A 24160-nucleotide genomic window follows, 5' to 3' on the forward strand; every position below is an offset into this window, starting at 1 on the left:
GGGGTAGCACCCGTCACATGGGGAGAAGAGCGTGTCGTCGCAAGCACAGATCAAGCGCATGACGGCGTTGGACATCCGCAGCCGCAAGGCGGCTGAGCCGATCGTCTCGCTGACGGCCTATACCGCGCCGATGGCGGCGCTGGCCGACCGCCATTGCGATTTCCTGCTCGTCGGTGACTCGCTGGGCATGGTCGTGCACGGCCTCGACAGCACCGTGCCGGTGACGCTGGAGATGATGATCCTGCACGGGCAGGCGGTCATGCGCGGCTCCCGTCGCGCGCTGATCGTCGTCGACATGCCCTTCGGCAGCTATGAGGAGAGCCCCGAGCAGGCCTTCCGCAACGCCGCCCGCATCATGCAGGAGACCGGCTGCGGGGCGGTGAAGCTCGAAGGCGGGCAGCGCATGGCCAGGACCATCGCCTTCCTCGTCGAGCGCGGCATTCCGGTGATGGCCCATGTCGGCTTGACGCCGCAGGCGGTCAATGTGCTCGGCGGCTTCAAGGCGCAGGGGCGTAACCGGGCCGAATGGCCGGCGATCATCGCCGATGCCGTGGCGGTGACCGAGGCCGGCGCCTTTGCGGTGGTGCTGGAGGCCGTGGCCGAGCCGCTCGCGGCGGAGATCACCGCCAGGATCGCGATCCCGACCATCGGCATCGGTGCCTCGGCCGCCTGCGACGGGCAGGTGCTCGTGCTCGACGACATGCTCGGCTTGACCGGGCGCGTGCCGAAATTCGTCAAGCTCTTCGGCAACCTCGCCGAGGGCGTCGACAAGGCCGTGGCGGATTACGCCGCCGAGGTTCGAGCCCGACGCTTTCCCGGACCCGAGCAGGTTTATGCCGTGAAGGAAGGCTGAGGCGCGCTCAGGCCTGCGCCGCCAGCAGCCGGTCGATGAAGCCCTCGGTCGAGGCGCCCTCGATCCAGCGCAGCACCGCGACGATGTCGCGCTCCGGCTCGACCCAGATCACGTTGCTGCCGGCGCCCAGCGCCGAGAACGCGGTCTGGGGAACGCCGGGCCGCGCCGCGGGGCCGCGCGCCAGCCACCAGAGATAGCCGTAATTGCCGAGCGTGGGGGAGGGCGTCAGCGAGCGTTCGATCCAGTTGCGGGAAACGAGCTGCCGCCCGTTCCACTCGCCCTTGCGGCCGATCAGCAGGCCGAAGCGGGCATGGTCGCGGGCGCCGATGAAGAGCCCGCCACCCCAATGCCCGCCGCCGGGCACGGACTGGATGCGCCGGCCATCGATCTCGACGAAGGACGAGCTGTAGCCCTCCCATCGCCAGTCCGGCGAGGCGCCGACCGGGTCCATGATCCGTTCGCGCAGCACCTCCGGCAGCGGCCGGCGGAAAAGCTGGAGAAGGGCATAGGCAAGGACGTTCACCCGCACGTCGTTATACTCGTAGAAGGAGCCGGGATCCCTGAGCTCGCGGCGTTGGCCCTTGCGGCTGTTGTCGGCGCCGGGGCCGATCTGGCGATTGTGATCGACCTGATCGGATTTCCCGAAGATCTCGCCCTGCCATTCGCTCGATTGCTGCAGCAGGTGCCGCCAGGTGATCTGGCCGTTATGCGGCCCGGCGAAAGCGGGATCATCCACGCTTTTGCCGATGGGTTCCTCGACATCGCGGATCAGCCCGTCGTCGAAGGCTATGCCGGCCAGCACCGAGAGATAGCTTTTCGCGATCGAGAAGGTCATGTCGGTGCGGCCGGTGTCGCCCCATTCGGCAACGATACGCCCACCCTTCAGAATCAGCCCGGCCGGGCCGCCGCGCTCGCGCACCGGGCCGACGATCTCGGTCCAGGGGCCGGTCTCGTTCCATTCGACATTCCCGACATAGGAGCCGTCCGGATAATAGAGGCTGCGCGGCCAGGGGCTCTCATGGCCTTGCGCGAAAGTGACGGCCTCGCCGAGCCGTCCGGCATCGAAGCCGGCCTCGGCCGGGGCGATGGTCTGCCAATCGGCTCCGTGAGGCGCCGGAACATGAGCGGTCGTGGAAGCGGACAAGGCGAATTCCTTCGGCAAACGCAGGCAGCGGACGGATCGGCTTCTGACCTAGCGCCAATCGCAGGCAAGCTCCACCGCTGCGCGCGGCATAGCGGTCTTTCCTGTTCGGAGCGGCTTGCACCTCGGGCGAGTCGCGCCTAAACAGCCTGCTTCAAATGACATCGCCAGCGCCGCTCTATCCGCACCGCCACCTGCTCGGCATCGAGGGGTTGTCCCATCTCGACATCGAGGGCCTGTTGGACCGGGCCGAGGACTATGTCGCGCTGTCCCGGCAGGTCGAGAAGAAGGCGGCGACCTTGCGCGGCCGCACCCAGATCAACCTGTTCTTCGAGCCTTCGACCCGCACGCAGGCCTCCTTCGAGCTCGCCGGCAAGCGGCTCGGCGCCGACGTCATGAACATGTCGGTCGCCTCTTCCTCGGTGAAGAAGGGCGAGACGCTGATCGACACCGCCGCGACGCTCAACGCCATGCGGCCCGACATCATTGTCGTGCGCCACCATGCCGCCGGCGCGGTCAACCTGCTCGCCCGCAAGGTGGGCTGCTCGGTGGTCAACGCCGGCGACGGCGCCCATGAGCATCCGACCCAGGCCCTGCTCGACGCCCTGACCATCCGCCGCAACAAGGGCCGCATCCAGGGGCTGACGGTGGCGATCTGCGGCGACATCCTGCATTCGCGCGTCGCCCGCTCCAACATCATCCTGCTGAATGCATTGGGTGCAAAAGTCCGGCTGATCGCGCCGACGACGCTGCTGCCGCCGGGCATCGAGCGCATGGGCGTCGAACTCTTCACCGACATGAACAAGGGGCTCGAAGGCGCTGACATCGTGATGATGCTGCGCCTCCAGCTCGAACGCATGCATGGCGCCTTCGTGCCGTCCCCGAAGGAGTATTTCCGCTATTACGGGCTCGACCGCGAGAAACTGGAACGTGCCGCGCCCGATGCGCTGGTGATGCATCCCGGCCCGATGAACCGCGGCGTCGAGATCTCCTCGGAGGTGGCCGACGGTGCCCAGTCGCTGATCCGGGAGCAGGTCGAGATGGGCGTCGCCGTCCGCATGGCGGTGCTCGACGCGCTCGCACAGCACCTGCCGAATGTCTGAGGCCGATGGACGGAGCTCTCGCCTGGCTGCTTCGAACGATGCGCCGGGTGCGGTTCGTCTTCGTCGGGCTCTATCTCGTGGTCGCGGCCGGCTATCTCTGGGCCGATCCGCACGCCGGCTGGACCTGGTTCATCGTCCTGGCCGGTGCAGGGCTCTGTCTGCTGTTCTGGGGGCTCGTCGCCTTCTGGAGCTTCGTCTTTACGCGCCGGCCGGATGCTGACGGCCGCAATGGAACGGATCATGGCTGAAACGCAGGACATCGCAGCGCAGGACATCGCGATCGTCAACGCCCGGCTGGTCGATCCGGCCACCGGTCGCGAAGGGGCGGGTTCGGTCCTGCTGCGCGATGGCGCCATCGCGGCCGTGGAATGGGGCGCGGCGCCGGCGACGGGCGAGAGCGTCCGCCACATCGATGCGAAGGGACTGGTGCTGACGCCCGGCCTCGTCGATCTGCGCGCCTTCCTCGGTGAGCCCGGCGCGGAGTTCCGCGAGACGCTCGGCTCCGGCTCGCATGCGGCGGCTGCCGGCGGCGTCACCACCGTCGTCTGCCGGCCGGACACCGATCCGCCGATCGACGACCCCGCCATCATCGACTTCCTGAAGCGCCGCGCCCGCGACAAGGCGATCGTCAACGTGCTGCCCTGCGCCGCCCTGACCAAGGGGCTCGAGGGCCGAGAGATCACCGAATTCGGCCTGCTGCTCGAAGCCGGCGCGGTCGCTTTCTGCGACGGCGCCCGGGCGCTGCGCAATCCGCAGGTCATGCGCCGCGCCATGATCTATGCCGGCAATTTCGACGCGCTGATCATGAACCATGTCGAGGATCCCGAGCTGCGCGGTTCCGGCGTGATGAACGAGGGCGAGTTCGCCAGCCGCAAGGGCCTGCCGGGCATTCCGGCCGAGGCCGAGACGGTGATGTTGGAACGCGATCTGCGCCTCGCCCGCGCCACCGGCGCCCGCTACCACGCCGCGATGATCTCCTGCGCGGAATCGGCCGAGTTGGTGCGCCGGGCGAAGCAGGACGGCGTGCGCGTCACCTGCGGCGTCTCGATCAACAACCTCACCCTCAACGAGAACGATGTCGGCGACTACCGCACCTTCTGCAAGGTCTCGCCGCCGCTGCGGTCCGAGGACGAGCGTCTCGCCATGGTCGCGGCGCTGGCCGAGGGCGTGATCGACGTCATCGTCTCCGACCACGATCCGCAGGATGTCGAGACCAAGCGCCAGCCCTTCGCCGAGGCGGCCGACGGCGCGCTCGGCATCGAGACCATGCTGGCGGCCGCGCTGCGCATGGTGCAGTCGGAGCAGATCGGCCTGTCCGCGCTGCTGGCCGCCCTCTCGACGCGCCCTGCCGGGCTGCTCGGGCTTGGTGGCGGCAGGCTCGCTGCGGGCGCCCCGGCCGATCTCATCCTGCTCGACCCCGATGCGCCCTTCGTCGTCGACAAGCGCAAGCTGAAGTCCCGCGCCAAGAACTCGCCCTTCGACGAGGCGCGGCTTCAGGGCATCGTGCAGACGACCTTTGTCGGTGGGCGGGCGGTTTACGAGCTCGGGCCGGGCTGAGTTTTCTAAATGGAAGGTATGGGTCATCCCGGGCAAGCGAAGCGCAGACCCGGGATCCACGCCTGAACCTCCGCGGAAAGCGCTCCGGCATGGATCCCGGATCTGCGCCGCCGAAGCGGCTTGTCCGGGATGACAGCGCGTTTATGGGGGGCGGGCGCTTTCTATTCCCACCGACAAATCCTATTGTGACGCTCGCCAAGGGGGCGAGGGGACTGCATGGCTGAGACGTTGACCTGGGGCCTTTCCGGCTCCGCCACGCTGATCGCCCTCGTTATCGGCTATCTCTTCGGCTCCATCCCCTTCGGCATCATCCTGACGAAGCTCGCCGGCGGGCCGGATCTGCGCAGCATCGGCTCGGGGAATATCGGCGCGACCAATGTGCTGCGCACCGGCAACAAGAAGCTCGCGGCGGCGACGCTTGTCGGTGACATGCTCAAGGGCACGGTGGCCGTTCTCCTCGCCTGGCACTGGCTCGGCGGGCCGCAGGCGGCGCTGGCCGCCGCGGTCGGCGCCTTTCTCGGCCATCTCTTCCCGGTCTGGATCGGCTTCAAGGGCGGCAAGGGTGTCGCGACCTATCTCGGCGTGCTGATCGGCCTCAATGGCTGGATCGCGCTCGCCTTTGCCGCGATCTGGCTCTGCGTGGCCTGGCTCTCGCGCTACTCCTCGCTCGCCGCGCTGACGGCGAGCGTGCTGACGCCGCTGCTGCTCTGGTTTGCCGCAGGGATGCATCAGGCGGCGGCGGTGATGGCCGTCCTCACCCTCCTGCTCTGGATCATGCACCGGGCCAATATCGCCCGGCTGTTGGCCGGCAGCGAAGGCAAGATCGGCCAGAAGGGCTGATGGCATGGCTGCTGGCATCGTCCTCTCCGATCGCCAGCGCCTCGATTGGTTGAGGCTGATCCGCAGCGACGGCATCGGGCCGCGCAGCTTTCGTTCTCTCACGAACCGCTTCGGCGGTGCCGGCCCTGCGCTGGAGGCATTGCCCGACCTCGCGCGGCAGGCCGGCCGCAACATCCGCATCTTCCCGGAGGCCGAAGCCGAGCGCGAGATGGAGGGGCTGCACCGTCTCGGCGGCCGCTTCGTCGCGCAGGGCGAGGCCGACTATCCGCTGCCCTTGCGAGCGATCGATTCCGCGCCGCCGCTCGTCGCGATACGCGGAGAATTCCCGAAACTGCCGGCGGTGGCGCTGGTCGGCTCGCGCAACGCCTCGGCTGCGGGATTGACCTTCACCCGCCGGCTGGCGCGCGAGATCGGGGAGGCGGGCTTCGCCATCGTCTCGGGCCTCGCACGCGGCATCGACACTGCCGCCCATCAGGCGAGCCTCGCGACGGGAACCATCGCTGTCCTGGCCGGCGGCCTCGACCGGATCTATCCGCCTCAGAATGGTGGGCTTGCCGAGCGCATCGCGGCCGAGGGAGCCCTCATCAGCGAGATGCCGCTCGGCTACGAGCCGCGCGGCCGCGATTTTCCGCGCCGCAACCGCATCGTCTCGGGGCTCGCGCTCGGTACTGTCGTCGTCGAGGCGGCGCGCCGCTCCGGCTCGCTCATCACCGCACGCTTCGCCAATGAGCAGGGCAGGCAGGTCTTCGCCGTGCCGGGCTCGCCGCTCGACCCGCGGGCCGAGGGCGGTAACCATCTCATCCGCGAGGGGGCCACGCTCTGCGCCGAAGCCGCGCATGTCGTCGAGGCGCTGCGTCCGATGGTGGGGCGGCGGGACGACCTGTTCCACCAGCATCAGGCCATGCGGGAGGAGGCTGTGGCGAGCGCGGGCGAACCGCTCTGGGACGAGCTCGACCTGCCGGATGTGACGAAGCCGCCGGTCTCCGAGGCGGCCGGAAGCGACCGCGATGGCTTTGCGCCCGCGCCGCCGGCCGGGACGGGCGAGGCGGACGATATCGGCTCGAACCTGCTCGGGCTCCTGAGCCCGACGCCGGTCGCTCTGGACGATCTGGTGCGTGCGAGCGGCTATCCGGCGCGGGATGTCGGGCGCGCGCTGATCGAACTGGAATTAACCGGAGCCGTGCTGCGGCATCCTGGAGGCGGCCTGTCGCGCGCGGGCGCCTGAGGGCTTCCCGCTTCGCTACAGGACTGGTCCGGATCAGGCGTCGAGCTTCCGCTCTGCGATCTGCTCGATCTGCGCCGAGGCCTCGATCCGCGCCATTTCGAGGAAATAGGACAGGGTGTCGAGCTTGGCGTTCCGGGCCATCCGGTGCAGCTCCGCCGTCATCCCTTCGATGAAACTCGCAGCCTCGAACGGCGAAAGCGGCCGTTCCGGCAACTCGGCTTCCTGTTCGGCATCGCTATACGCGGACCGGACCTTATCGACCGGATTCATCGCGGGCAGACTCCCTCATGGTTGGAGGCCAGTCGTTCACTGTCGCCGGCTCAACGCCAGTGATACAATTATAGAGTGTATATGTAATTAAATACAAGTTTTAGGATATGGTTCCGCCCTGTGCTCGCATAAGGTGCCAGCCTTCGAGGCAAGAGGAAGAGAGCCGGTGTGATTGGGCGCTTTTCCTCCAAAATCGGCGGATTCTATCCCAGAAGAAGGACTGCCACCGGTATCGTGGCGAGCGCGAGCAGAGTCTGCAAGGTGGTGATCTCGGCCATGAGCGGCGCGTCTCCGCCGAGGTCTCGGGCCAGGAAATAAGCAGCCGTCGCCGTGGGCACGGCGCCCGCGATGATCGTCATCGTCAGGGCGGGGCCCGTCACGCCGAAAAGCCCGGCAAAGAGCCATGCCGCCAGCGGCATCGCGACGAGCTTGAGCAGAACGGCGACGCCATGCGCCAGGTTCGGTCGGGCCAGCCGCTTCAGGTCGAGCCCGGCCCCGACCACGAGCAGCCCGATCCCGAGCGAAGCGCGGCCGAGCACGTCGAGATAGCCGGTGAAAGCCATGGGCATGGCCCATTGCACCTGGTTGAGGGTGAGCCCCACCGCGGACGACCAGATGAAGGGGTTGTACAGGATCGAGCGGATGGTCGCGCTGGCGCTCATCGGTTTGCCATTCGCGAAGCGCGCCAGCACCAGCACGCAGATCACGTTGAGCAGCGGAATCATCGACGCCACCGCGATCGCCATCAGCGTCGCGCCGGTGCGGCCCTGTAACCCGGAGGCGAGGGCGAGCGCGACGAAGGTGTTCCAGCGCACCGAGCCCTGGAAGATCGAGGTGAAGGCCGGCCCGTCGATGCCGGCCCGCGCGAGCAGCGGGCGTGCCAGCAGCAACAGGGCCGCGACGCTGAGAATGGCGAGGACGAGGCTAAAGCCCATGGCCAGCACGGGCAGGTCGCCGAGATTGGCCATCGCCAGCGTGTAGATGACGACGGCCGGGAAGAGCACCTGATAGGTCAGCCGCTCGACGCCGATCCAATGTGCCGGCGAGACGATCTCGCGAACCTTGAGGAACCAGCCCGTCGCGATGACGAGGAAGACGGCGATCAGGCTGTCGAGCATGACGGGCGGGAACTCGTGGAAATGGCCGGAGGGAACAAAGGCTTCCATCACCGGTTGTAGAGTCGGATGGAAGACCGGCCTGTCCCTCCCATGGCAGGCGGATCGGGAGCAAGCGCGTTGCCATTCGGTCGCCTTTGTCTCCGCCGCATTGCCGCCGTGATTGGTTCAGGTCTCATTCAAGAGTGGCGGCGCAAGATATCCGCAAGGTTCGGGCGCTGCCCCGGGAAAGGAGATATCGTCATGATGTCTTTGAGGAAGAAATGGATTGTCGCTCTGACCGCGGCCAGTGTCGCGGTGGGTAGCGTTGCGGTGCCGGCGATGGCGCAGGAGCGCCGTTCCTTCGATCCGGCCAGGCTCGACAAGGTGCAGGCCGAATACAGCCAGTATCGCTATCGCGGTTACTATCGCGGCGGCTGGCGTGGGCCTTCACGGGGCTCGGCCATTGCGGCCGGCGTCGGCCTGGGCATCCTCGGAGCGGCGGCTGCCGCGGCGAGCGCCCGGTCCTATGACCCGTATTACGATGGCGGCTATTATGCCGCGCCGGTCTACGCGCCGCCGCCGCCGGTCTATGTGGCGCCGCGCTACTACGCGCCCTACGGCTACTACGCGCCCTACGACTTCCGCGATCATCGCTGATCGCGGATGATGATCGGAGCGAAGGGTGGAACTCGCTCTTCGCTCCGATGCGATAACAAGATCGAGATTCGGTCGCCGTTTCGGCCGGACGGAGAAACGCCACCGTGAGCCGCTCCGGCTCGCGGTGGGCCTGAATTGGGGGAATGTCGGATGATTGGGTTGAAACGCTACGTGTCGGTCAAACGAGCGCTGATGGTTGGGGTGCTCGCCCTCGGGCTGGCGCCGGCCGCCTCGCTCGCGCAGGACATGCCCTACGGCAATGACTACGGCCGTGGCGGGAGCTATCAGGCCAACCCGTATTCCCGGGGCGGCAACTATAACTACAATTATCAGCGGCCACCGGCCGCCGGCGGTCCGATCGACAACGGCGCGCCCAGCTATCGCGGCGGCCCGGGGTATCGTGGCGGGCCGGCCTATGGCGGTGGACGCGCTTACGGCCGGCGCGGCAATCCCTATTACGGCATGTCGATCGAGCAGCAGAAACGCGCGATCCGGAACCAGCGCGAGGCGCAGAAGCGGGCCATCAAGCGCGGCTTCTGACAGCCTCGCCGGCACTCCGATACCAGCCACGACCCGGACCGGGACGGAAAATCCTTCCGTTCCGGTCTTCGCCATGTCGGAAAGGCGGACAGGCTTCGATCTGATCGGGGCCCCGGCGTGGCGCCGGGCTCACGCCGTTTCCGGCCCGAATGCGTCGTCGGCCAGTCGCGCCAGCCGGTCGAGCGCGCCTTGGAGGATGTAGGCGGCCGCCATCTTGTCGACCACGGCCGCGCGCTTGGCCCGCGAGGCGTCGGCGTCGAGCAGGGTACGCGTGACCGCAAGCGTCGACATCCGCTCGTCCCAGAACACGATCGGCAATTCGGTCAGCGGCGCGAGATTGCGCACGAAGGCGCGGGTCGACTGCACGCGCGGCCCCTCGCTGCCATCCATGTTGAGCGGCAGGCCGATCACCAGCCCGGCGACCTGATATTTGCCCGCGATCTTGAGCAGCGCGGCAGCGTCGAGCCCGAACTTGACGCGCTGGATGGTTTCGAGCGGCGTCGCGATGCTGCGCTCGACATCCGACAGCGCAAGCCCGATCGTCTTGGTGCCGAGGTCGAGCCCGAGCAGCCGCGCGTGATCCGGCAGATCGAGAAGGCTTTCGAGCGGAACGATGGCACTGGTCATCCCAGCGCGGTAGCACGCGGGGCCCGCGCTTACGAGCGATTGCTGCGCGAAGAGCGCGCCTTGCATCCCGGGAATGGCCACCGTCGCGCCAGATCGTGCCGGAGCCGTCGCGCATGGCGACCGAGCGCTCTATCCTCGATGCACGAAGGCGGGATCGCCGCCATGGAAGGATACACTGCGCGTGCCGGCTCTGATCTCGTTGCAAGTTCCCGACAGAGCCCTGCTCGCGCCCTATGAGGCGGCGCTGCGCGGCGGCTGGTCGCCGAATACGACACGCGACGTCGCGCCGGAACAGCTCACCGCCATCGCTGCCGATCCCGACGCCTTCCTCGCCGAACTCCGTGGTGGACCGGGCCGTATCCGCCTGCCGGATGGCCGCGAGGTCGAGCGCCTGCCGGGGCCGACGCGCTGGATCTTCGCGCAGGACAGACCCGGGCGCCCCTTCGTCGGTTCGATCAATCTGCGCTGGCAGGCGGATGCAGAAGGCCGCCCGATGCTGGCCCTGCCCGAGCATGTGCTCGGACATATCGGCTACGCCATCCTCCCGGCCTTCGCCGGTCACGGCTACGCCACCGCCGCGCTCGGCGCCATGCTGCAGGTGGCGCATCAGGCCGGCTTGCCGGAGGTCGTCATCACCTGCGACGAGTCCAACCACGCCTCGCGGCGCATCATCGAGAAGAACGGCGGGCGGCTGGTCGAAGCCTTCACCGCGCTGCTCTATAGCCCCGACCCGCATCTGCGTTTCCAGCTCAGCACCGCTCGGTGATCAGCCTCGCCAGAGGGCCAGCAGGTGAAACGTTGGATGAAGCCGTGATCGGAAACGATTCCGCTTATTGAAGAATCGGCCCGCTCGAATGCGCCGAGATCACGCGAGATGTCCCTCAGACGAGCGCGAACCGGTCGACATCGACCAGCCCCTTGTCGGTGATCTTGAGATGCGGGATCACCGGCAGGGTCAGAAAGGCGACCTGCAGGAAGGGTTCCGCCAGCACGACGCCGAGCGCCTTCGCCGCCGCGCGCAGCGTTTCAAGATCGTGCCGCACCGCTTCGAAAGGCGCTTCGCTCATCAGCCCGGCGACCGGCAGCGCCAGCTCCGCCACGATCTTGTCGCCATCGGCCACCGCGAAGCCGCCGCCGGTCTCGATCAGCCGGTTGGCCGCCGCCGCCATCGCCACGTCATCGACGCCGACCACGCAGAGATTGTGGCTGTCATGGCCGACCGAAGAGGCGATGGCGCCGCGCTTCATGCCGAAGCCATGGACGAAGCCCGTGGCGATGCCGCCGCTCCTGCCATGGCGCTCGATCACCGTGACCTTGACCGCATCCTGCGCGAGATCGGGCAGGGCCTCGCCATCGCGCGCGGGCAGGGACATCGCCAGCCGCTCTGTGATGATCCGGCCGGGCACGACGCCGATCACCGGCGTCTCGCCCTCGCGGGCCTGTGCTCGGAAATCGGCCGGCGTGAGCCTGCGGCTCTTCACGCTGCCATGCCCGACCGCCGGAACCTCAGTCCGGCCCTCGAACAGCCCGGCTTCGACCAATCGTCCTCCGGTGAAGACATGGCGCACCGAACAGGTGGCGAGATCCTCGACCAGCACGATGTCGGCGCGCTTGCCCGGCCCGATGAAGCCGCGGTCGAACAGGCCGAAATTCCGCGCCGCCGAGAGCGAGGCGATGCGGTAGGTCGCCAGCATATCCGCGCCGTTCGCGATGGCGGTGCGGATCATGTAGTCGAGATGGCCTTCCTCGCCGATATCGAGCGGGTTGCGATCATCGGTGCAGAAGGCAAGGAAGGGCGAGGCATCGCGCGAGATCAGCGGGATCAGCGCATGCAGATCCTTCGAGACCGAGCCCTCGCGGATCAGGATCGCCATGCCTTTGCTGAGTTTTTCGCGCGCTTCGTCGGCGGTGGTCGTCTCGTGGTCGGTGCGGATGCCGGCGGCGAGATAGGCGTTGAGGTCCATGCCCCGCACCAGCGGCGCATGGCCGTCGATATGGCGGTCCGAGAAGGCCTCGAGCTTGGCGAGGCAGCTGGGATCGCGGTGGATCACGCCCGGAAAGTTCATGAATTCGGCGAGGCCGATGACCTTGGGATGGTCCATCATCGGGGTCAGGTCGGCGGCCTCGAGCTGCGCGCCGGCCGTCTCCAGATGCGTTGCCGGCACGCAGCTCGACAGGTTGACGCGCAGATCCATCCGCATCGCCTCAGAGCAGGCGAGGAAATAGCGGATGCCCTCGCCGCCCAACACATTGGCGATCTCGTGAGGATCGCAGATCGCAGTGGTGACGCCGTGCGGCAGCACGCAGCGCTCGAACTCGAAGGGCGTCACCAGCGAGGATTCGATATGCAGATGCGTGTCGATGAAGCCGGGCACGGCGATGAGGCCGGCGGCGTCGAAGACGCGCTTGCCTTCGTATTGGCCATAGGTCCCGACGATGGTGTCGCCGCAGAGGGCGATGTCGCTCTCGACGAGATCGCCGGTGACAAGATCGAGGAGGCGCGCCCCCTTGATGACGAGATCGGCCGGCTCGTCGCCATGCCCCTGGGCGATCCGGCGGGCGAGCGTGGCTGCGTCGGTCATGGAGCGATTCCGTTGGCTGGTCATGCCGACAGCCTGCATGGCTGCGCGCGCATTGTCGACTTGGTCGGGCGGTCGGATCGGCCTAGATAGGGGCCGGCAACTGAAAAGCCTGGAGACCCCGCATGAAGCTCACCTGGTACGGCCATTCCGCCTTCCGCGCCGAGATCGACGGCGCCGTCATCCTGATCGACCCGTTCTTCACCGGTAATCCGGGCTTCGAGGGCGATATCGCGGCCATCTCCAGCGGCGTGACCCATATCGTCGTCACCCACGGCCATGGCGACCATGTCGGCGACACGCTCGACATCGCCGAGAAGACCGGCGCGACGGTCATCACCAATTACGACCTCGCCATGCATCTCGCCGCGAAGGGGCTGAAGAAATTCCAGCCGATGAATACGGGCGGCACCGTCGATCTCGGCCCGTTCAGCGTCACGCTGGTCCGCGCCGACCATTCGGCGGGAATGGGCGAGGCCGGCGTCGCCGTCCCGGTCGGCAGCCCCAACGGCGCCATCATCAAGGCGAAGGGCGAGAAGACGCTCTGGCATATGGGCGACACCGACATCTTCTCGGACATGGCGCTCCTCAGCGAGATCCACGGCGTCGAGGCCTGCATCTGCCCGGTCGGCGACCGCTTCACCATGGGCGGCAAGGTCGCGGCGCTCGCCATGACCCGCTTCGTCAAGCCGAAGGTCGCGATTCCCTGTCACTACGGCTCGTTTCCGATCATCGACTCGAACGCCGATGCTTTCGTCGCCGGGATGCAGGGCAGCGGCATCGAGGTCGTGGTGCCGAAGAAGGGCGAGGCCTTCGCGATCTGAGCCGGGCTCCCGGATCGTCAATGTTGATTTACGTCGGGGTGTTCGCCGCGCTATAGCCCCGGCGAACCGTTTTCAGGCGCATAAGCCGCGCCCCATTCAGGAGTCCGCCATGTCGGTCGATCTCGCCACCGTCAAGCGCGTCGCGCATCTCGCGCGCATCGCCGTTCCGGAGGCCGATCTGCCCAAGCTGCAAGGCGAGCTCAACGCCATCCTTGGCTTCGTCGAACAGCTGAACGAGGTGAATGTCGAGGGCGTCGAGCCGATGACCTCGGTGACGCCGATGGCGATGAAGCAGCGCGAGGACGTGGTCGATGACGGCGAGATCGCCGACGAGATCGTCGCCAACGCTCCGGTTTCCGAGGACGATTACTTCATGGTGCCCAAGGTGATCGAATAGGCGCGAAACGCGCTTGTTCGATCACCCCGGACGCGCGCAGCGCGATCGGGGGTCTTTTGACCAGATAACTCCGGAATTTTCCCGTGACCGATCTCACCCGCCTGACCCTGACCGAGGCCCGTGACGGCCTGAAGGCCAAGACCTTCACCGCGACCGAGCTGACCAAGGCGCATATCGCCGCCGTCGAGAAGGGGCGCGCCCTCAACGCTTACGTGCTCGAAACGCCCGAGCATGCCCTGAAGCAGGCCGCCGCCTCAGACGAGCGCATCGCCAAAGGCGAGGCCGGGCCGCTCGAGGGGCTGCCGCTCGGCATCAAGGACCTCTTCGCGACACAGGGCGTGCGCACCACCGCCTGCTCGAAGATCCTCGGCAATTTCGTGCCGTCCTATGAATCGACCGTCTCTAGCCAGCTCTGGCGCGACGGCGCGGTGATGCTCGGCAAGCTGAACAACGACGAATTCGCCATGGGCTCGTCCAACGAGACCTCGGCTTTCGGCAACGTCGTCAACCCCTGGCGGCGCAGCGGTTCCAATGTCGGAGCCGGGCAGGGCGGGGCGGTCGAAGGCAACCATCTCGTGCCGGGCGGCTCCTCGGGTGGCTCGGCGACCGCCGTCGCCGCCGATCTCTGCCTCGCCGCCACGGCGACCGACACCGGCGGCTCGATCCGCCAGCCGGCCGCCTTCACCGGCACGGTCGGCATCAAGCCGACCTATGGCCGCTGCTCGCGCTGGGGCATCGTCGCCTTCGCCTCCTCGCTCGACCAGGCCGGGCCGATCGGCAAGAGCGTGCGCGACTGCGCCGTGATGCTGCGCTCCATGGCCGGGCACGACCCGAAGGACACCACCTGCGTCGATACCCCGGTGCCGGATTACGAATACGCCGTCGGCCGTTCGGTGAAGGGCATGAAGATCGGCATTCCCCGGGAATACCGGCTGGAGGGGCTGAACCCTGAGATCGACGCGCTCTGGCAGAAGGGCATCGAATGGCTCAAGGCGGCCGGTGCCGAGATCGTCGAGATCTCGCTGCCGCACACGAAATACGCCCTGCCGGCCTATTACATCGTCGCCCCGGCCGAGGCTTCGTCCAACCTCGCCCGCTATGACGGCGTCCGCTACGGCCTGCGCGAGCAGGGCAAGGATATCGTCGAGATGTATGAGAAGACCCGCGCCGCCGGCTTCGGCGCCGAGGTCAAGCGCCGCATCATGATCGGCACCTATGTGCTCTCGGCCGGCTATTACGATGCCTATTATCTGCGCGCCCAGAAGGTCCGCACCCTGATCAAGCGCGATTTCGAGACGGTTTATGCCGACGGCATCGATGCGGTTCTGACGCCGGCGACGCCTTCGGCGGCCTTCGGCATCGGCGAGAAGGGCTCGGCCGATCCAGTCGAGATGTATCTGAACGACATCTTCACCGTGACGGTGAACATGGCTGGCCTGCCGGGCATTGCGGTGCCGGCAGGGCTGGACAGCCAGGGCCTGCCGCTCGGCCTCCAGCTCATCGGCCGCCCCTTCGACGAGGAGACGCTGTTCTCGCTCGGCGAGGTGATCGAGCAGGCGGCGGGCCGCTTCCCGGTCAGCGAGCGCTGGTGGGGCTGAGGCGGCTGAACAGGAAAAGCGTCATTCTCGGGCGAAGCGAAGCGCAGACCCGAGACTCTCGGGCAGGAGATGCTCGGGTCAAGCCCGAGCATGACGTGACGTCGCGTTCATGACGTGGGCTCTTCGCCGCGCCCGGATGACATGCGGAGAGCTCAACGGGTAGAAGAGCTGTGCGAGCAGCCCCCGCGAGGAGACGGCCATGATCTTCAGCCGCGCCATGGCCTATGCCTGCCTGACGGTGCTTGCCGGCATCCTCGCCTTCGTCGCTGTCCTGCTGGTCCTGCTGACGATCGTCCAGATGGCGCGAGGGGAGGCCGTTCCCGATCCGGCGGCGAGAGCCATCGCGACCGTCATTGCCTTGGGCCTCGCTCTGGGGTGCCGGGCGGTGGCACGGCGCCTGGTCTGATCCTTTCCGAAAGGCTTCGCCGCTCGGGCTCCGAAAGCCTCTGAGCGGAGACGAAACGAAAAGGGGCCGCAATTGCGGCCCCTTTCTTGTTCGTGGCTCCGGTTGCCGGAGCGGCTGCCGGCGGCTTCAGTGCGCCGCTGTCGGTTCGGCCGGCGGCGGGGCCTGCACCTTCCGCTTGGTCCCGCGCAGATCCGCCAGCCAGCGCACCATCACATAGAACACCGGCGTGAAGATCAGGCCGAAGAAGGTCACGCCCAGCATGCCGGAGAACACCGCGATGCCCATCGCCTGGCGCATCTCGGCGCCGGCGCCGACCGAGATGGTCAGCGGCAGCACGCCCAGGATGAAGGCGACAGAGGTCATCAGGATCGGCCGCAGTCGCGTCCGGGCCGCGGCGATCGCCGCGTCGCGCCGGTTCATGCCTTCGTCCTCGGCCTGCTTGGCGAACTCGACGATCAGGATCGCGTTCTTCGCCGCCAGGCCGACGAGCACGACCAGGCCGATATCGACCAGGATGTTGCGGTCGAGATTGGCGTAGTTCACCCCGAACATCGCCGCCAGGATACACATCGGCACGATCAGGATGACCGCCAGCGGCAGCAGCCAGCTCTCGTAGAGAGCCGCCAGCAGCAGGAAGACGAAGACCACCGCCAGGCCGAAGGCGACGATCGCGGTGTTGCCGGCGAGCTTCTCCTGCAGCGCGATCTCGGTCCATTCGAAGCCGAAGCCGGCCGGCAGGCGCTCGGCCGCGATCTTCTCGACCGCCGCGATGCCCTGGCCGGTGGAGAAGCCGTGCGCCATCGAAAGCTGCACTTCCGCTGCCGGATAGAGATTGTAGCGCGGCACGCGATAGGCACCGGTCGTGTCCTTGAAGGTGGCGACCGAGCCGATCGGCACCATCTCGCCATCCGCGTTGCGGGTCTTGAGATTGGCGACGTCGCGGGTGGTCAGGCGGAACGGATTGTCGGCCTGTGCCGTGACGCGGAAGGTGCGGCCCAGCAGGTTGAAGTCGTTGATATAGGCCGAACCCATATAGATCGACAGCGTCTCGAAGATGCGGGTGACGGGCACGCCGAGCATCTCCGCCTTGGTGCGGTCGATATCGGCGTAGATCTGCGGCGTCTTGGTCGAGAACAGGGTGAAGGGCTGCACGATGAAGGGCAGCTGGCCGGCCGAGCCGGCGACCGTCCAGGCCGCGCCTTCGAGCGCCGCGAGGCCGCGCCCGCTGCGATCCTGCACATAGCCCTTGAGGCCGCCGCCATTGCCGATGCCGGAAATCGCCGGCGGCTCGATCAGCAGGGTGAAGGCTTCCGAAATCCCGAACATCTGCTGGCGGAGGTCGCCGAAGATGCCCTGGGTCGTCAGGCCCTGCTTCACGCGCTCTTCGAAGGGGGAGAGCGTGACGAAGGCGACGCCGGTGTTCGGCGCGATGGTGAAGGTCGCGCCGTCGAGGCCGGCGAAGGCGACGGTATGCGCAACGCCGGGGCGGGACTGCAGGATCTCGTTGGCCCTGCGCAGCACGGCGTCGGTACGCTCGAGCGAGGAGCCGGGCGGCAACTGGATCACGGCGATGAAATAGCCGCGGTCGAGCTGCGGAACGAGGCCGGTCGGCGTCTGGACCAGCCGCTGCGCGGTCAGCGCGATCAGCCCGGCATAGACGATAAGCAGGATCACGGCGAGGCGGATCAGCCGCGAGGTGACGCGCCCATAGCTGCGCGAAAGCCAGTCGAAGGCCGCGTTGAAGTAGTGGAAGAACCAGCGCACAGGCGCGCCCAGCTTGTAGATGAAGCCGTGCTGCTCATGCGGGTCATGCGCCTTGTGCGGCTTCAGCAGCAGCGCCGACATCGCCGGCGAGAGCGTCAGCGAGACAAAGCAGGAGATCGCAGTCGAGGCCGCGATGGTGACGGCGAACTGCTGGTAGAATGTGCCCTGCAGGCCGCTGATGAAGGCGGTCGGGATGAACACCGCGCAGAGCACGAGCGCGATCGCGAGCAGCGCGCCGCCGACCTCGTCCATGGTCTTGTGCGCGGCCTCCTTGGGCGACATTCCCTGCGCCAGATAGCGCTCGACGTTCTCGACAACCACGATCGCGTCGTCGACGACGATGCCGATCGCCAGCACCAGGGCGAGCAGCGAGATCGTGTTGAAGGAGATGCCGACCGCGCTCATGATCAGGAAGGTGCCGACCAGCGAGACCGGGATCGCGACGATCGGGATCACCGCCGCCCGCCAGGTCTGCAGGAACAGGATCACCACCACGACGACGAGGATCATCGCCTCGAACAGCGTGTGCACGACCGCGTCGACCGACTGCGCGATGAACTCGGTCGGGTTGTAGATGATGCGGTGCTCGAGCCCCGGCGGGAACTGCTTGGACATGTCGTTCATCGTCGCGATCAGCTTGTCCGAGGTCGCGAGCGCGTTCGAGCCGGGCCGCTGGAAGACGCCGATGGCGACGGTGTTCCTGTTGTCGAGATAGGCGTTGGTTGTGTAGTCCTGCGAGCCGAGCTCGACGCGAGCGATGTCGCGGACGCGGATGGTGCCGCCATCGGCGTCGGAGCGCACGACGATGTTCTCGAACTCGGAGACGTCGGTCAGGCGGCCGAGCGTATTGACCGAGAGCTGGAAGGCCTCGTTCGACTTCGCGGGCGGCTGGTTCAGCGCGCCGGCGGCCACCTGCACGTTCGCCGCCCTGAGCGCGGCGACGACGTCGCTCGCCGTCAGGTTGCGCGAGGCGACCTTGGCCGGATCGAGCCAGATGCGCATCGAGAAGTCACGCGCGCCGAAGACCTGCACATCGCCGACGCCGTCGACGCGGGTCAGCACGTCCTTCACATAGAGCGAGGCGTAGTTGGAGATGTATTGCGCGTCGCGCGACCCGTCCGGCGAGATCATGTTGATGACCATCAGGAAGTCGGGCGAGGCCTTGCGCACCTGGACGCCCAGCGCGCGTACGTCCTGCGGCAGGCGCGGTTCGGCCTGGGAGACGCGGTTCTGCACCAGCACCTGCGCCTGGTCGATGTCGGTGCCGCCCTTGAACACGACGTTGATCGTCACCACGCCGTCGCCGGTCGACTGCGAGGTGATGTAGAGCATGTCGTCGACGCCGTTCACCTCCTGCTCGATCGGCGTCGCCACCGTGGCGGCGACCGTCTCGGCCGAGGCGCCGGGATAGGTGGCGCGGATCGACACCGTCGGCGGGGCGATCTCGGGATATTCGGCGATCGGCAGGGAGCGCTGGGCGATCGCGCCGGCGATCGTCAGCAGGATCGAGAGGACCGTGGCGAAGATCGGCCGGTCGATGAAGAAATGGGCGAAGCGGAACATGGAAGGTCCTGTCCGGAAAAGGCGGACGGGCGCCGCGAGGCGCCCGGATTGTCGTGTCAGGGGCCGAGGGCCGGCCCCCGACCGGTCAGTTCGTCGTCGCGACCTTGATCTCGCCCGGCTGCGGCGTGACCGCCACGCCCGGACGGACCATCGGATTGGCATTGCCGCCGACGATGACCTTGTCCTGCGAGGTCAGGCCGGCGCGGATCACGCGCAGGCCTTCGCTGAGCGGGCCGAGCTCGACGATCTTCGGCACCACCTTGTTCTCGGGGCCGACGGTCAGCACGACCTTGTGGGACTGGTCCGAGGCGATGACGGCGTCGGGCACCAGCAGCGCATCCGCCTCACCGGCGAAGAAGCGCAGGCGGCCGAACACGCCGGGCGTCAGGAACTGGTCCTTGTTGTCGAACACGGCGCGGCCGCGAATGGTGGCCGAACGCGCATTGAGCGCGTTGTCGAGGAAGTTGACCTTGCCGCGGCGGTCCCACTTCGCCTCGTCGGACAGGCGCACTTCGACCACCGTGCCGGAATCGCGGCTGGCACCGTCGCGCGGATTGGCCATGCGGGCATAGCGCAGATAGTCGGCCTCCGAGACGTCGAAGGTGAAGTAGATCGGATCGACCGCGACGATGGTGGTCAGCAGCGTCGCGCCGGACTGGCCGCCCGAGATCAGGTTGCCCGGATCGACGCGGCGGTTCGAGATGCGACCCGCCAGCGGCGCGCGCACCTCGGTCCATTCGAGATTGAGCTGGGCGGTCTTGAGATTTGCCTCCGCGCCCTGCAGCGTGCCGACGGCGCTGTCGAGATTGGCCCGCCGCTGGTCGACGTCGCGCGCCGTGATCGTGCGGTTCTGGGTCAGGCCCTCGGCGCGCTCGACCTCGTTGCGGGCGAGATCGACCTGCGCCTTGGCGCGGGCGATGTCGGCCTGCGCCACATCGACGGCCAGTTTGTAAGGCCGCTGATCGATGGTAAAGAGGAGGTCGCCCTTCTGAACCAGCGCGCCGTCACGGAAATGGACGCGGTCGATGAAGCCGGAGACGCGCGCGCGCACCTCGACCTGCTCGCTCGCTTCGAAGCGGCCCGTATACTCGTCCCAGTTGGTGACGCGTTTGGCGAGCGGGTTGGCGATCTGGACGGGCGGGGCCGGCGGCGCTCCCTGGGCGGACGCATCCTGCTGAACGAGGATGGTCGACGCGGCGGCAGCGAGCACCAGGCCGATAAAACGGCTGCGTGACATGGAGAAACTCCGGATTGCGGGCCAGGCATATCATCGTTGGTTTCCGGCCGTTGGCGCAAGAAGGGTATGGCAGTGACGAATGTCAAGAACCATCACCCATCATAAGACGCCTTCCTGACACAAATAAGCAATGTTCCCGCCATCTGGTTGCAGGAGTGCAACGCGTTTCGGCCTCCGGATGACGCGTCGAGGCCCTGGCGCGAGGAATGCGTCTTGCGCGCGGCGACCTCCGCGCACTGTGATCCTTGCGCGCCGTGACCCTTGCCGCCCGTTCGCCGAAAGCGTAACGCGTAGCCGAGTTTGAGAGCCGAAAGGTTAGAGATGAACGCGCATGTCCGCCCCGCCGACCCCAAGAAGCTGATCAAGGGCGCGACCGGGGATTGGGAAGTGGTGATCGGCATGGAGATCCACGCCCAGGTCACCTCCAACGCCAAGCTGTTCTCCGGGGCTTCCACCGGCTTCGGCGCCGAGCCGAACGAACATGTCAGCCTCGTCGATGCGGCGATGCCGGGGATGCTGCCGGTGATCAACGCCGAATGCGTCCGCCAGGCGGTGCGCACGGGCCTCGGCCTCAACGCGCAGATCAACAATCGCTCGGTCTTCGACCGCAAGAACTATTTCTATCCGGACCTGCCGCAGGGCTATCAGATCAGCCAGTACAAGAGCCCGATCGTGGGCGAGGGCGAGATCGTGGTCGATCTCTCGCCGACCGAGCAGATCACGGTCGGCATCGAGCGGCTGCATCTGGAGCAGGATGCCGGCAAGTCGATCCACGACCAGCATCCGACGATGAGCTTCGTCGACCTCAACCGTTCGGGCGTGGCGCTGATGGAGATCGTCTCCAAGCCGGATCTGCGCTCGGCCGAGGAGGCGAAGGCCTATGTCTCGAAGCTGCGCACCATCCTGCGCTATCTCGGCACCTGCGACGGCGACATGGAGAAGGGCAATCTCCGCGCCGACGTGAACGTGTCCGTCCGCAAGCCCGGCGACGAGCTCGGCACGCGCTGCGAGATCAAGAACGTCAACTCGATCCGCTTCATCGGCCAGGCGGTCGAGGTCGAGGCGCGCCGCCAGATCGGCATCATCGAGGATGGCGGCACGATCGACCAGGAGACGCGCCTCTACGATCCCGGCAAGGGCGAGACCCGCTCGATGCGCTCCAAGGAAGAGGCGCATGACTATCGCTACTTCCCCGATCCGGACCTGCTGCCGCTGGAGTTCGACGACGCCTTCGTCGCGAACCTGAAGGGCGCGCTGCCGGAGCTGCCGGACGCCAAGAAGGCCCGCTTCATCGCGGAATACGGATTGTCGCCCTATGACGCCTCGGTGCTCGTCGCCGAGCGCGAGCAGGCCGATTATTTCGAGGCGGTGGCGAAGGGCCGCGACGGCAAGGCCGCCGCGAACTGGGTGATCAACGAGCTGTTCGGCCGCCTCAACAAGGAAGGCAAGGACATCGCGTCCTCTCCTGTGTCGGCCCTCCAGCTCGGCGGGCTCGTCGACCTGATCGGCGAGAACGTCATCTCGGGCCGCATCGCCAAGGACCTCTTCGAGATCCTCTGGACCGAGGGCGGCGACCCGCGCCAGATCGTCGAGACCCGCGGCATGAAGCAGGTCACCGACACCGGCGCGATCGAGAAGGCCGTCGACGAGCTGATCGCGGCCAATCCCGACAAGGTCGAGCAGGTCAAGGCCAAGCCGACCATGCTGGGCTGGTTCGTCGGCCAGGCAATGAAGGCCTCCGGCGGCAAGGCCAACCCACAGGCCCTCAACGAGATCCTGAAGAAGAAGCTGGGGATCGAGTGATCGAATACGCCGTCATCCCGGACGCTGCGACGCGGAGATCCGGGATCCATGCTTGAAGCTTTTTCGGAAGCGCTCCGGCCTGGATCCCGGGTCAAATCCGGGATGATCGCGGTGTTCCCTGCGCAAGCTGGACGATTGGGATGACCCCCGCCGACCTCGTCATCCGTGACGCCGAAGCCGCCGACATCCCGGCGGTCAGGGCGCTTCTGGTCGAGACCTGGCATGCGACCTATGACGGCATCTATGGTTGGCAGCGGGTCGCCGAGATCACCAATGCCTGGCATTCGCCGGAGAATCTGCACAGCCAGCTCGGCCGCGACGAGGGCGTCTTCCTCGTCGCGTCGGTCGGTGCGGAGATCGTCGCCACGGCATCCGCCAGACCGGAACGCGACGGCGCGGCGCTGCTGACCCGGCTCTATGTCCTGCCGGCCTGGCAGGGTGTCGGCATCGGCCGCACGCTGCTGCAGGTCGCGCTCGCCTGCTTTCCGAAGGCGCCGGTCGCCCGCCTCGAGGTCGAGAGCCAGAACGAACCGGCGATCGCCTTCTACGAACGCATGGGTTTCTTCCTGCAGCGCCAGGCGCGCTTCGACGGCCGCGACGACACGCCGAACACGCTGCTGATGGCCAAGCGCCTCTTTGCCGAGTGACCTCGCGCCCACTTCCCGTCTGTGCCTGAGCCGAAAGCCGATGCGATGACCAGGACATCTGTCTCCGCCGCCGAAATCACCATCCGCCGCGCGCGGGCCGAGGATGTCGCACGCATCGTGGAACTCATGATGCTCGGCGCGCCGACGCAGACGTTGACGCCGGAGGAGATCGCCGCCGAGGCACGTCACCCCGCCTATGCCGAGGCCTTCGCCGAGATCGCTGCCAGCAGGGACAGCGCGCTCTGCGTCGCCGAGCGGGCAGGGCAGGTGATCGGCACCTTTCAGATCACGCTGATCCCCGGCCTTATCGCGCGCGGGCGCAAGCGCGCCAAGATCGAGAGCGTCCACGTTTCGCCGGAGAGCCGCGGGCTCGGCATCGGTGCGCTGATGATCCGCCACGCCCTGGCCTTTGCCGAGGAGAGCGGCGCCGGTCTCGTCGAGCTGACCTCGAACAAGAGCCGCGTCGATGCCCATCGCTTCTACCGCAAACTCGGCTTCGACCAGAGCCATGAGGGCTTCAAGAAGCCGCTCTGAACCTGAAAAGGTTACACGCGGGGAGGACATGGCGCAGTCGCGCTGGGGGCGGGCGCAGCCCCTTCCGGCCCCGCCGGCCTAACCATAGATTGGCGGCTGAAGTCTCGTCGCAGCAAGGAAGCTCCCGATGTCGCAAGCTCCCGCCAATCCGATCGACCTCTATTTCTGGCCGACGCCGAACGGCTACAAGATCAGCATCATGCTCGAAGAATGCGGGCTGCCCTACAACGTCGTTCCGGTGAACATCGGCAAGGGCGACCAGTTCAAGCCCGAGTTCCTCGCCATCTCGCCCAACAACCGCATGCCGGCCATCGTCGATCCCGACGGGCCGGACGGCAAGCCGATTTCCGTCTTCGAATCCGGCGCCATCCTCCAATACCTCGGCCGCAAGACCGGGAAGTTCTATCCGAAGGACGAGCGTGGCCGCGTCGCGGTCGACGAGTGGCTGTTCTGGCAGATGGGCGGCTTCGGACCGATGCTCGGCCAGACCCATCATTTCCGCCTCTACGCGCCTGAGCAGGTGCCCTACGCCATCGAGCGCTACACCAACGAGGCGAACCGGCTCTATGGCGTGCTGAACAAGCGGCTCGCGGGCCGCGACTACATCTGCGGCGATTATTCCATCGCCGACATGGCTTGCATCGGCTGGGCCCGCGGCTGGGAGCGGCAGGGCCAGGACATCAAGCAGTTCCCGCATGTCGGCCGCTGGATCGAGACGATGCTCGCTCGCCCCGCGGTCGAGCGCGGCCTCAAGGTCGGCGAGGAGCTGCGCAGCCCGGCCGGCATCAACACGCCGGAGCAGAAGGCGGTCCTCTTCGGCCAGAAGGCGAGCTGAACTGCTCTCCCTTCTCCCCCGGGGGGAGAAGGTGGCAGTGCGAAGCGCTGACGGATGAGGGCC

Annotated in this window: 24 protein-coding genes; 17 read left to right on the top strand and 7 right to left on the bottom strand. The window is 67.1% G+C overall.

Going from position 1 to position 24160, the window contains the following annotated elements; genetic code table 11:
- The first annotated feature begins 31 nt into the window (after positions 1–31).
- A complete protein-coding gene (gene panB, locus IED13_RS04330; protein ID WP_191123488.1) occupies positions 32–853 on the top strand; it encodes a 3-methyl-2-oxobutanoate hydroxymethyltransferase in 822 nt (273 codons plus the stop codon).
- 7 nt (positions 854–860) lie between these two features.
- Here the strand turns inward: panB and IED13_RS04335 are convergent, their stop codons facing one another.
- A complete protein-coding gene (locus tag IED13_RS04335; RefSeq protein ID WP_210323496.1) occupies positions 861–1997 on the bottom strand; it encodes a serine hydrolase domain-containing protein in 1137 nt (378 codons plus the stop codon).
- 155 nt (positions 1998–2152) lie between these two features.
- Here IED13_RS04335 and IED13_RS04340 point away from each other — a divergent pair, with 155 nt between their 5' ends.
- The 5 genes from IED13_RS04340 (at position 2153) to dprA (ending at position 6719) form a co-directional block, all read left to right on the top strand.
- The gene (locus IED13_RS04340; protein ID WP_038368145.1) at positions 2153–3097 is read left to right on the top strand and encodes an aspartate carbamoyltransferase catalytic subunit; all 945 of its coding nucleotides are present in this window, start codon (positions 2153–2155) and stop codon (positions 3095–3097) included.
- A 5-nt stretch (positions 3098–3102) separates the two neighbouring features.
- Complete coding sequence (locus tag IED13_RS04345) at positions 3103–3345, top strand: hypothetical protein (RefSeq protein WP_038368143.1); 243 nt, start codon at positions 3103–3105, stop codon at positions 3343–3345.
- Positions 3338–4654: a dihydroorotase gene (pyrC, locus tag IED13_RS04350; protein ID WP_191123490.1), complete on the top strand. Its 1317-nt coding sequence runs from the start codon at positions 3338–3340 to the stop codon at positions 4652–4654. The genes IED13_RS04345 and pyrC overlap by 8 nt, the downstream gene beginning before the upstream one ends.
- Before the next feature lie 216 nt (positions 4655–4870).
- Positions 4871–5494, top strand: a complete 624-nt coding sequence (gene plsY, locus IED13_RS04355) for a glycerol-3-phosphate 1-O-acyltransferase PlsY (RefSeq protein ID WP_191123491.1) — start codon at positions 4871–4873, stop codon at positions 5492–5494.
- Positions 5495–5498: 4 nt separating this feature from the next.
- Positions 5499–6719, top strand: a complete 1221-nt coding sequence (gene dprA / locus IED13_RS04360) for a DNA-processing protein DprA (protein ID WP_210323497.1) — start codon at positions 5499–5501, stop codon at positions 6717–6719.
- 33 nt (positions 6720–6752) lie between these two features.
- Here the strand turns inward: dprA and IED13_RS04365 are convergent, their stop codons facing one another.
- Positions 6753–6989, bottom strand: a complete 237-nt coding sequence (locus tag IED13_RS04365) for a hypothetical protein (RefSeq protein WP_191123492.1) — start codon at positions 6987–6989, stop codon at positions 6753–6755.
- A 203-nt stretch (positions 6990–7192) separates the two neighbouring features.
- A complete protein-coding gene (locus tag IED13_RS04370; RefSeq protein ID WP_211200687.1) occupies positions 7193–8155 on the bottom strand; it encodes an AEC family transporter in 963 nt (320 codons plus the stop codon).
- Positions 8156–8347: 192 nt separating this feature from the next.
- Between IED13_RS04370 and IED13_RS04375 the strand changes: the two genes are divergently transcribed.
- The gene (locus IED13_RS04375) at positions 8348–8743 is read left to right on the top strand and encodes a hypothetical protein (protein ID WP_038368137.1); all 396 of its coding nucleotides are present in this window, start codon (positions 8348–8350) and stop codon (positions 8741–8743) included.
- A gap of 159 nt (positions 8744–8902) precedes the next feature.
- Positions 8903–9283: a hypothetical protein gene (locus IED13_RS04380; protein ID WP_210323498.1), complete on the top strand. Its 381-nt coding sequence runs from the start codon at positions 8903–8905 to the stop codon at positions 9281–9283.
- Between the two features lie 129 nt (positions 9284–9412).
- Here IED13_RS04380 and ruvX read toward each other — a convergent pair whose 3' ends face one another.
- The gene (gene ruvX / locus IED13_RS04385) at positions 9413–9910 is read right to left on the bottom strand and encodes a Holliday junction resolvase RuvX (RefSeq protein ID WP_038368799.1); all 498 of its coding nucleotides are present in this window, start codon (positions 9908–9910) and stop codon (positions 9413–9415) included.
- Between the two features lie 181 nt (positions 9911–10091).
- Here ruvX and IED13_RS04390 point away from each other — a divergent pair, with 181 nt between their 5' ends.
- On the top strand, positions 10092–10676 hold the full coding sequence (locus tag IED13_RS04390; RefSeq protein WP_260368322.1) for a GNAT family N-acetyltransferase: 585 nt from the start codon (positions 10092–10094) through the stop codon (positions 10674–10676).
- Positions 10677–10791: 115 nt separating this feature from the next.
- Here the strand turns inward: IED13_RS04390 and ade are convergent, their stop codons facing one another.
- Complete coding sequence (ade, locus tag IED13_RS04395) at positions 10792–12492, bottom strand: adenine deaminase (RefSeq protein WP_191123493.1); 1701 nt, start codon at positions 12490–12492, stop codon at positions 10792–10794.
- 122 nt (positions 12493–12614) lie between these two features.
- Here ade and IED13_RS04400 point away from each other — a divergent pair, with 122 nt between their 5' ends.
- The 4 genes from IED13_RS04400 to IED13_RS04415 all read left to right on the top strand — a co-directional run bounded on the left by IED13_RS04400 (position 12615) and on the right by IED13_RS04415 (position 15714).
- On the top strand, positions 12615–13313 hold the full coding sequence (locus IED13_RS04400) for a metal-dependent hydrolase (protein WP_191123494.1): 699 nt from the start codon (positions 12615–12617) through the stop codon (positions 13311–13313).
- 109 nt (positions 13314–13422) lie between these two features.
- Positions 13423–13710, top strand: a complete 288-nt coding sequence (gene gatC, locus IED13_RS04405; protein WP_038368128.1) for an Asp-tRNA(Asn)/Glu-tRNA(Gln) amidotransferase subunit GatC — start codon at positions 13423–13425, stop codon at positions 13708–13710.
- An 83-nt stretch (positions 13711–13793) separates the two neighbouring features.
- Entirely contained in the window at positions 13794–15308 is a 1515-nt protein-coding gene (gene gatA / locus IED13_RS04410; protein ID WP_191123495.1) for an Asp-tRNA(Asn)/Glu-tRNA(Gln) amidotransferase subunit GatA, read from the top strand.
- Between the two features lie 199 nt (positions 15309–15507).
- Positions 15508–15714, top strand: coding sequence for a hypothetical protein (locus IED13_RS04415; RefSeq protein ID WP_038368122.1), 207 nt, complete (start codon positions 15508–15510; stop codon positions 15712–15714).
- Positions 15715–15840: 126 nt separating this feature from the next.
- Here the strand turns inward: IED13_RS04415 and IED13_RS04420 are convergent, their stop codons facing one another.
- Complete coding sequence (locus IED13_RS04420; protein ID WP_191123496.1) at positions 15841–19041, bottom strand: efflux RND transporter permease subunit; 3201 nt, start codon at positions 19039–19041, stop codon at positions 15841–15843.
- A gap of 85 nt (positions 19042–19126) precedes the next feature.
- Positions 19127–20278, bottom strand: a complete 1152-nt coding sequence (locus tag IED13_RS04425; protein WP_038368118.1) for an efflux RND transporter periplasmic adaptor subunit — start codon at positions 20276–20278, stop codon at positions 19127–19129.
- A gap of 321 nt (positions 20279–20599) precedes the next feature.
- Here IED13_RS04425 and gatB point away from each other — a divergent pair, with 321 nt between their 5' ends.
- The 4 genes from gatB (at position 20600) to IED13_RS04445 (ending at position 24097) form a co-directional block, all read left to right on the top strand.
- On the top strand, positions 20600–22081 hold the full coding sequence (gene gatB, locus IED13_RS04430; protein WP_038368115.1) for an Asp-tRNA(Asn)/Glu-tRNA(Gln) amidotransferase subunit GatB: 1482 nt from the start codon (positions 20600–20602) through the stop codon (positions 22079–22081).
- Positions 22082–22221: 140 nt separating this feature from the next.
- A complete protein-coding gene (locus tag IED13_RS04435) occupies positions 22222–22728 on the top strand; it encodes a GNAT family N-acetyltransferase (RefSeq protein WP_038368112.1) in 507 nt (168 codons plus the stop codon).
- Between the two features lie 45 nt (positions 22729–22773).
- The gene (locus tag IED13_RS04440; RefSeq protein WP_133565588.1) at positions 22774–23262 is read left to right on the top strand and encodes a GNAT family N-acetyltransferase; all 489 of its coding nucleotides are present in this window, start codon (positions 22774–22776) and stop codon (positions 23260–23262) included.
- A gap of 127 nt (positions 23263–23389) precedes the next feature.
- The gene (locus IED13_RS04445; protein WP_038368107.1) at positions 23390–24097 is read left to right on the top strand and encodes a glutathione S-transferase N-terminal domain-containing protein; all 708 of its coding nucleotides are present in this window, start codon (positions 23390–23392) and stop codon (positions 24095–24097) included.
- The last annotated feature ends 63 nt before the right edge of the window (positions 24098–24160 follow it).

Origin of the sequence: Allobosea spartocytisi (assembly GCF_014764685.1) — a bacterium.
In the GTDB taxonomy this organism is placed as follows: Bacteria; Pseudomonadota; Alphaproteobacteria; order Rhizobiales; family Beijerinckiaceae; genus Allobosea; species Allobosea spartocytisi.

Coding starts and splice junctions, on each gene's coding strand:
- IED13_RS04440 (WP_133565588.1), top strand. CDS start 22,774: ATGACCAGGACATCTGTCTCCGCCGCCGAAATCACCATCCGCCGCGCG.
- IED13_RS04375 (WP_038368137.1), top strand. CDS start 8,348: ATGATGTCTTTGAGGAAGAAATGGATTGTCGCTCTGACCGCGGCCAGT.
- IED13_RS04435 (WP_038368112.1), top strand. CDS start 22,222: ATGACCCCCGCCGACCTCGTCATCCGTGACGCCGAAGCCGCCGACATC.
- IED13_RS04400 (WP_191123494.1), top strand. CDS start 12,615: ATGAAGCTCACCTGGTACGGCCATTCCGCCTTCCGCGCCGAGATCGAC.
- gatB (WP_038368115.1), top strand. CDS start 20,600: ATGAACGCGCATGTCCGCCCCGCCGACCCCAAGAAGCTGATCAAGGGC.
- IED13_RS04420 (WP_191123496.1), bottom strand. CDS start 19,041: ATGTTCCGCTTCGCCCATTTCTTCATCGACCGGCCGATCTTCGCCACG.
- IED13_RS04415 (WP_038368122.1), top strand. CDS start 15,508: ATGATCTTCAGCCGCGCCATGGCCTATGCCTGCCTGACGGTGCTTGCC.
- ruvX (WP_038368799.1), bottom strand. CDS start 9,910: ATGACCAGTGCCATCGTTCCGCTCGAAAGCCTTCTCGATCTGCCGGAT.
- plsY (WP_191123491.1), top strand. CDS start 4,871: ATGGCTGAGACGTTGACCTGGGGCCTTTCCGGCTCCGCCACGCTGATC.
- dprA (WP_210323497.1), top strand. CDS start 5,499: ATGGCTGCTGGCATCGTCCTCTCCGATCGCCAGCGCCTCGATTGGTTG.
- pyrC (WP_191123490.1), top strand. CDS start 3,338: ATGGCTGAAACGCAGGACATCGCAGCGCAGGACATCGCGATCGTCAAC.
- IED13_RS04340 (WP_038368145.1), top strand. CDS start 2,153: ATGACATCGCCAGCGCCGCTCTATCCGCACCGCCACCTGCTCGGCATC.
- IED13_RS04445 (WP_038368107.1), top strand. CDS start 23,390: ATGTCGCAAGCTCCCGCCAATCCGATCGACCTCTATTTCTGGCCGACG.
- IED13_RS04370 (WP_211200687.1), bottom strand. CDS start 8,155: ATGGAAGCCTTTGTTCCCTCCGGCCATTTCCACGAGTTCCCGCCCGTC.
- gatC (WP_038368128.1), top strand. CDS start 13,423: ATGTCGGTCGATCTCGCCACCGTCAAGCGCGTCGCGCATCTCGCGCGC.
- ade (WP_191123493.1), bottom strand. CDS start 12,492: ATGACCGACGCAGCCACGCTCGCCCGCCGGATCGCCCAGGGGCATGGC.
- IED13_RS04425 (WP_038368118.1), bottom strand. CDS start 20,278: ATGTCACGCAGCCGTTTTATCGGCCTGGTGCTCGCTGCCGCCGCGTCG.
- IED13_RS04365 (WP_191123492.1), bottom strand. CDS start 6,989: ATGAATCCGGTCGATAAGGTCCGGTCCGCGTATAGCGATGCCGAACAG.
- IED13_RS04345 (WP_038368143.1), top strand. CDS start 3,103: ATGGACGGAGCTCTCGCCTGGCTGCTTCGAACGATGCGCCGGGTGCGG.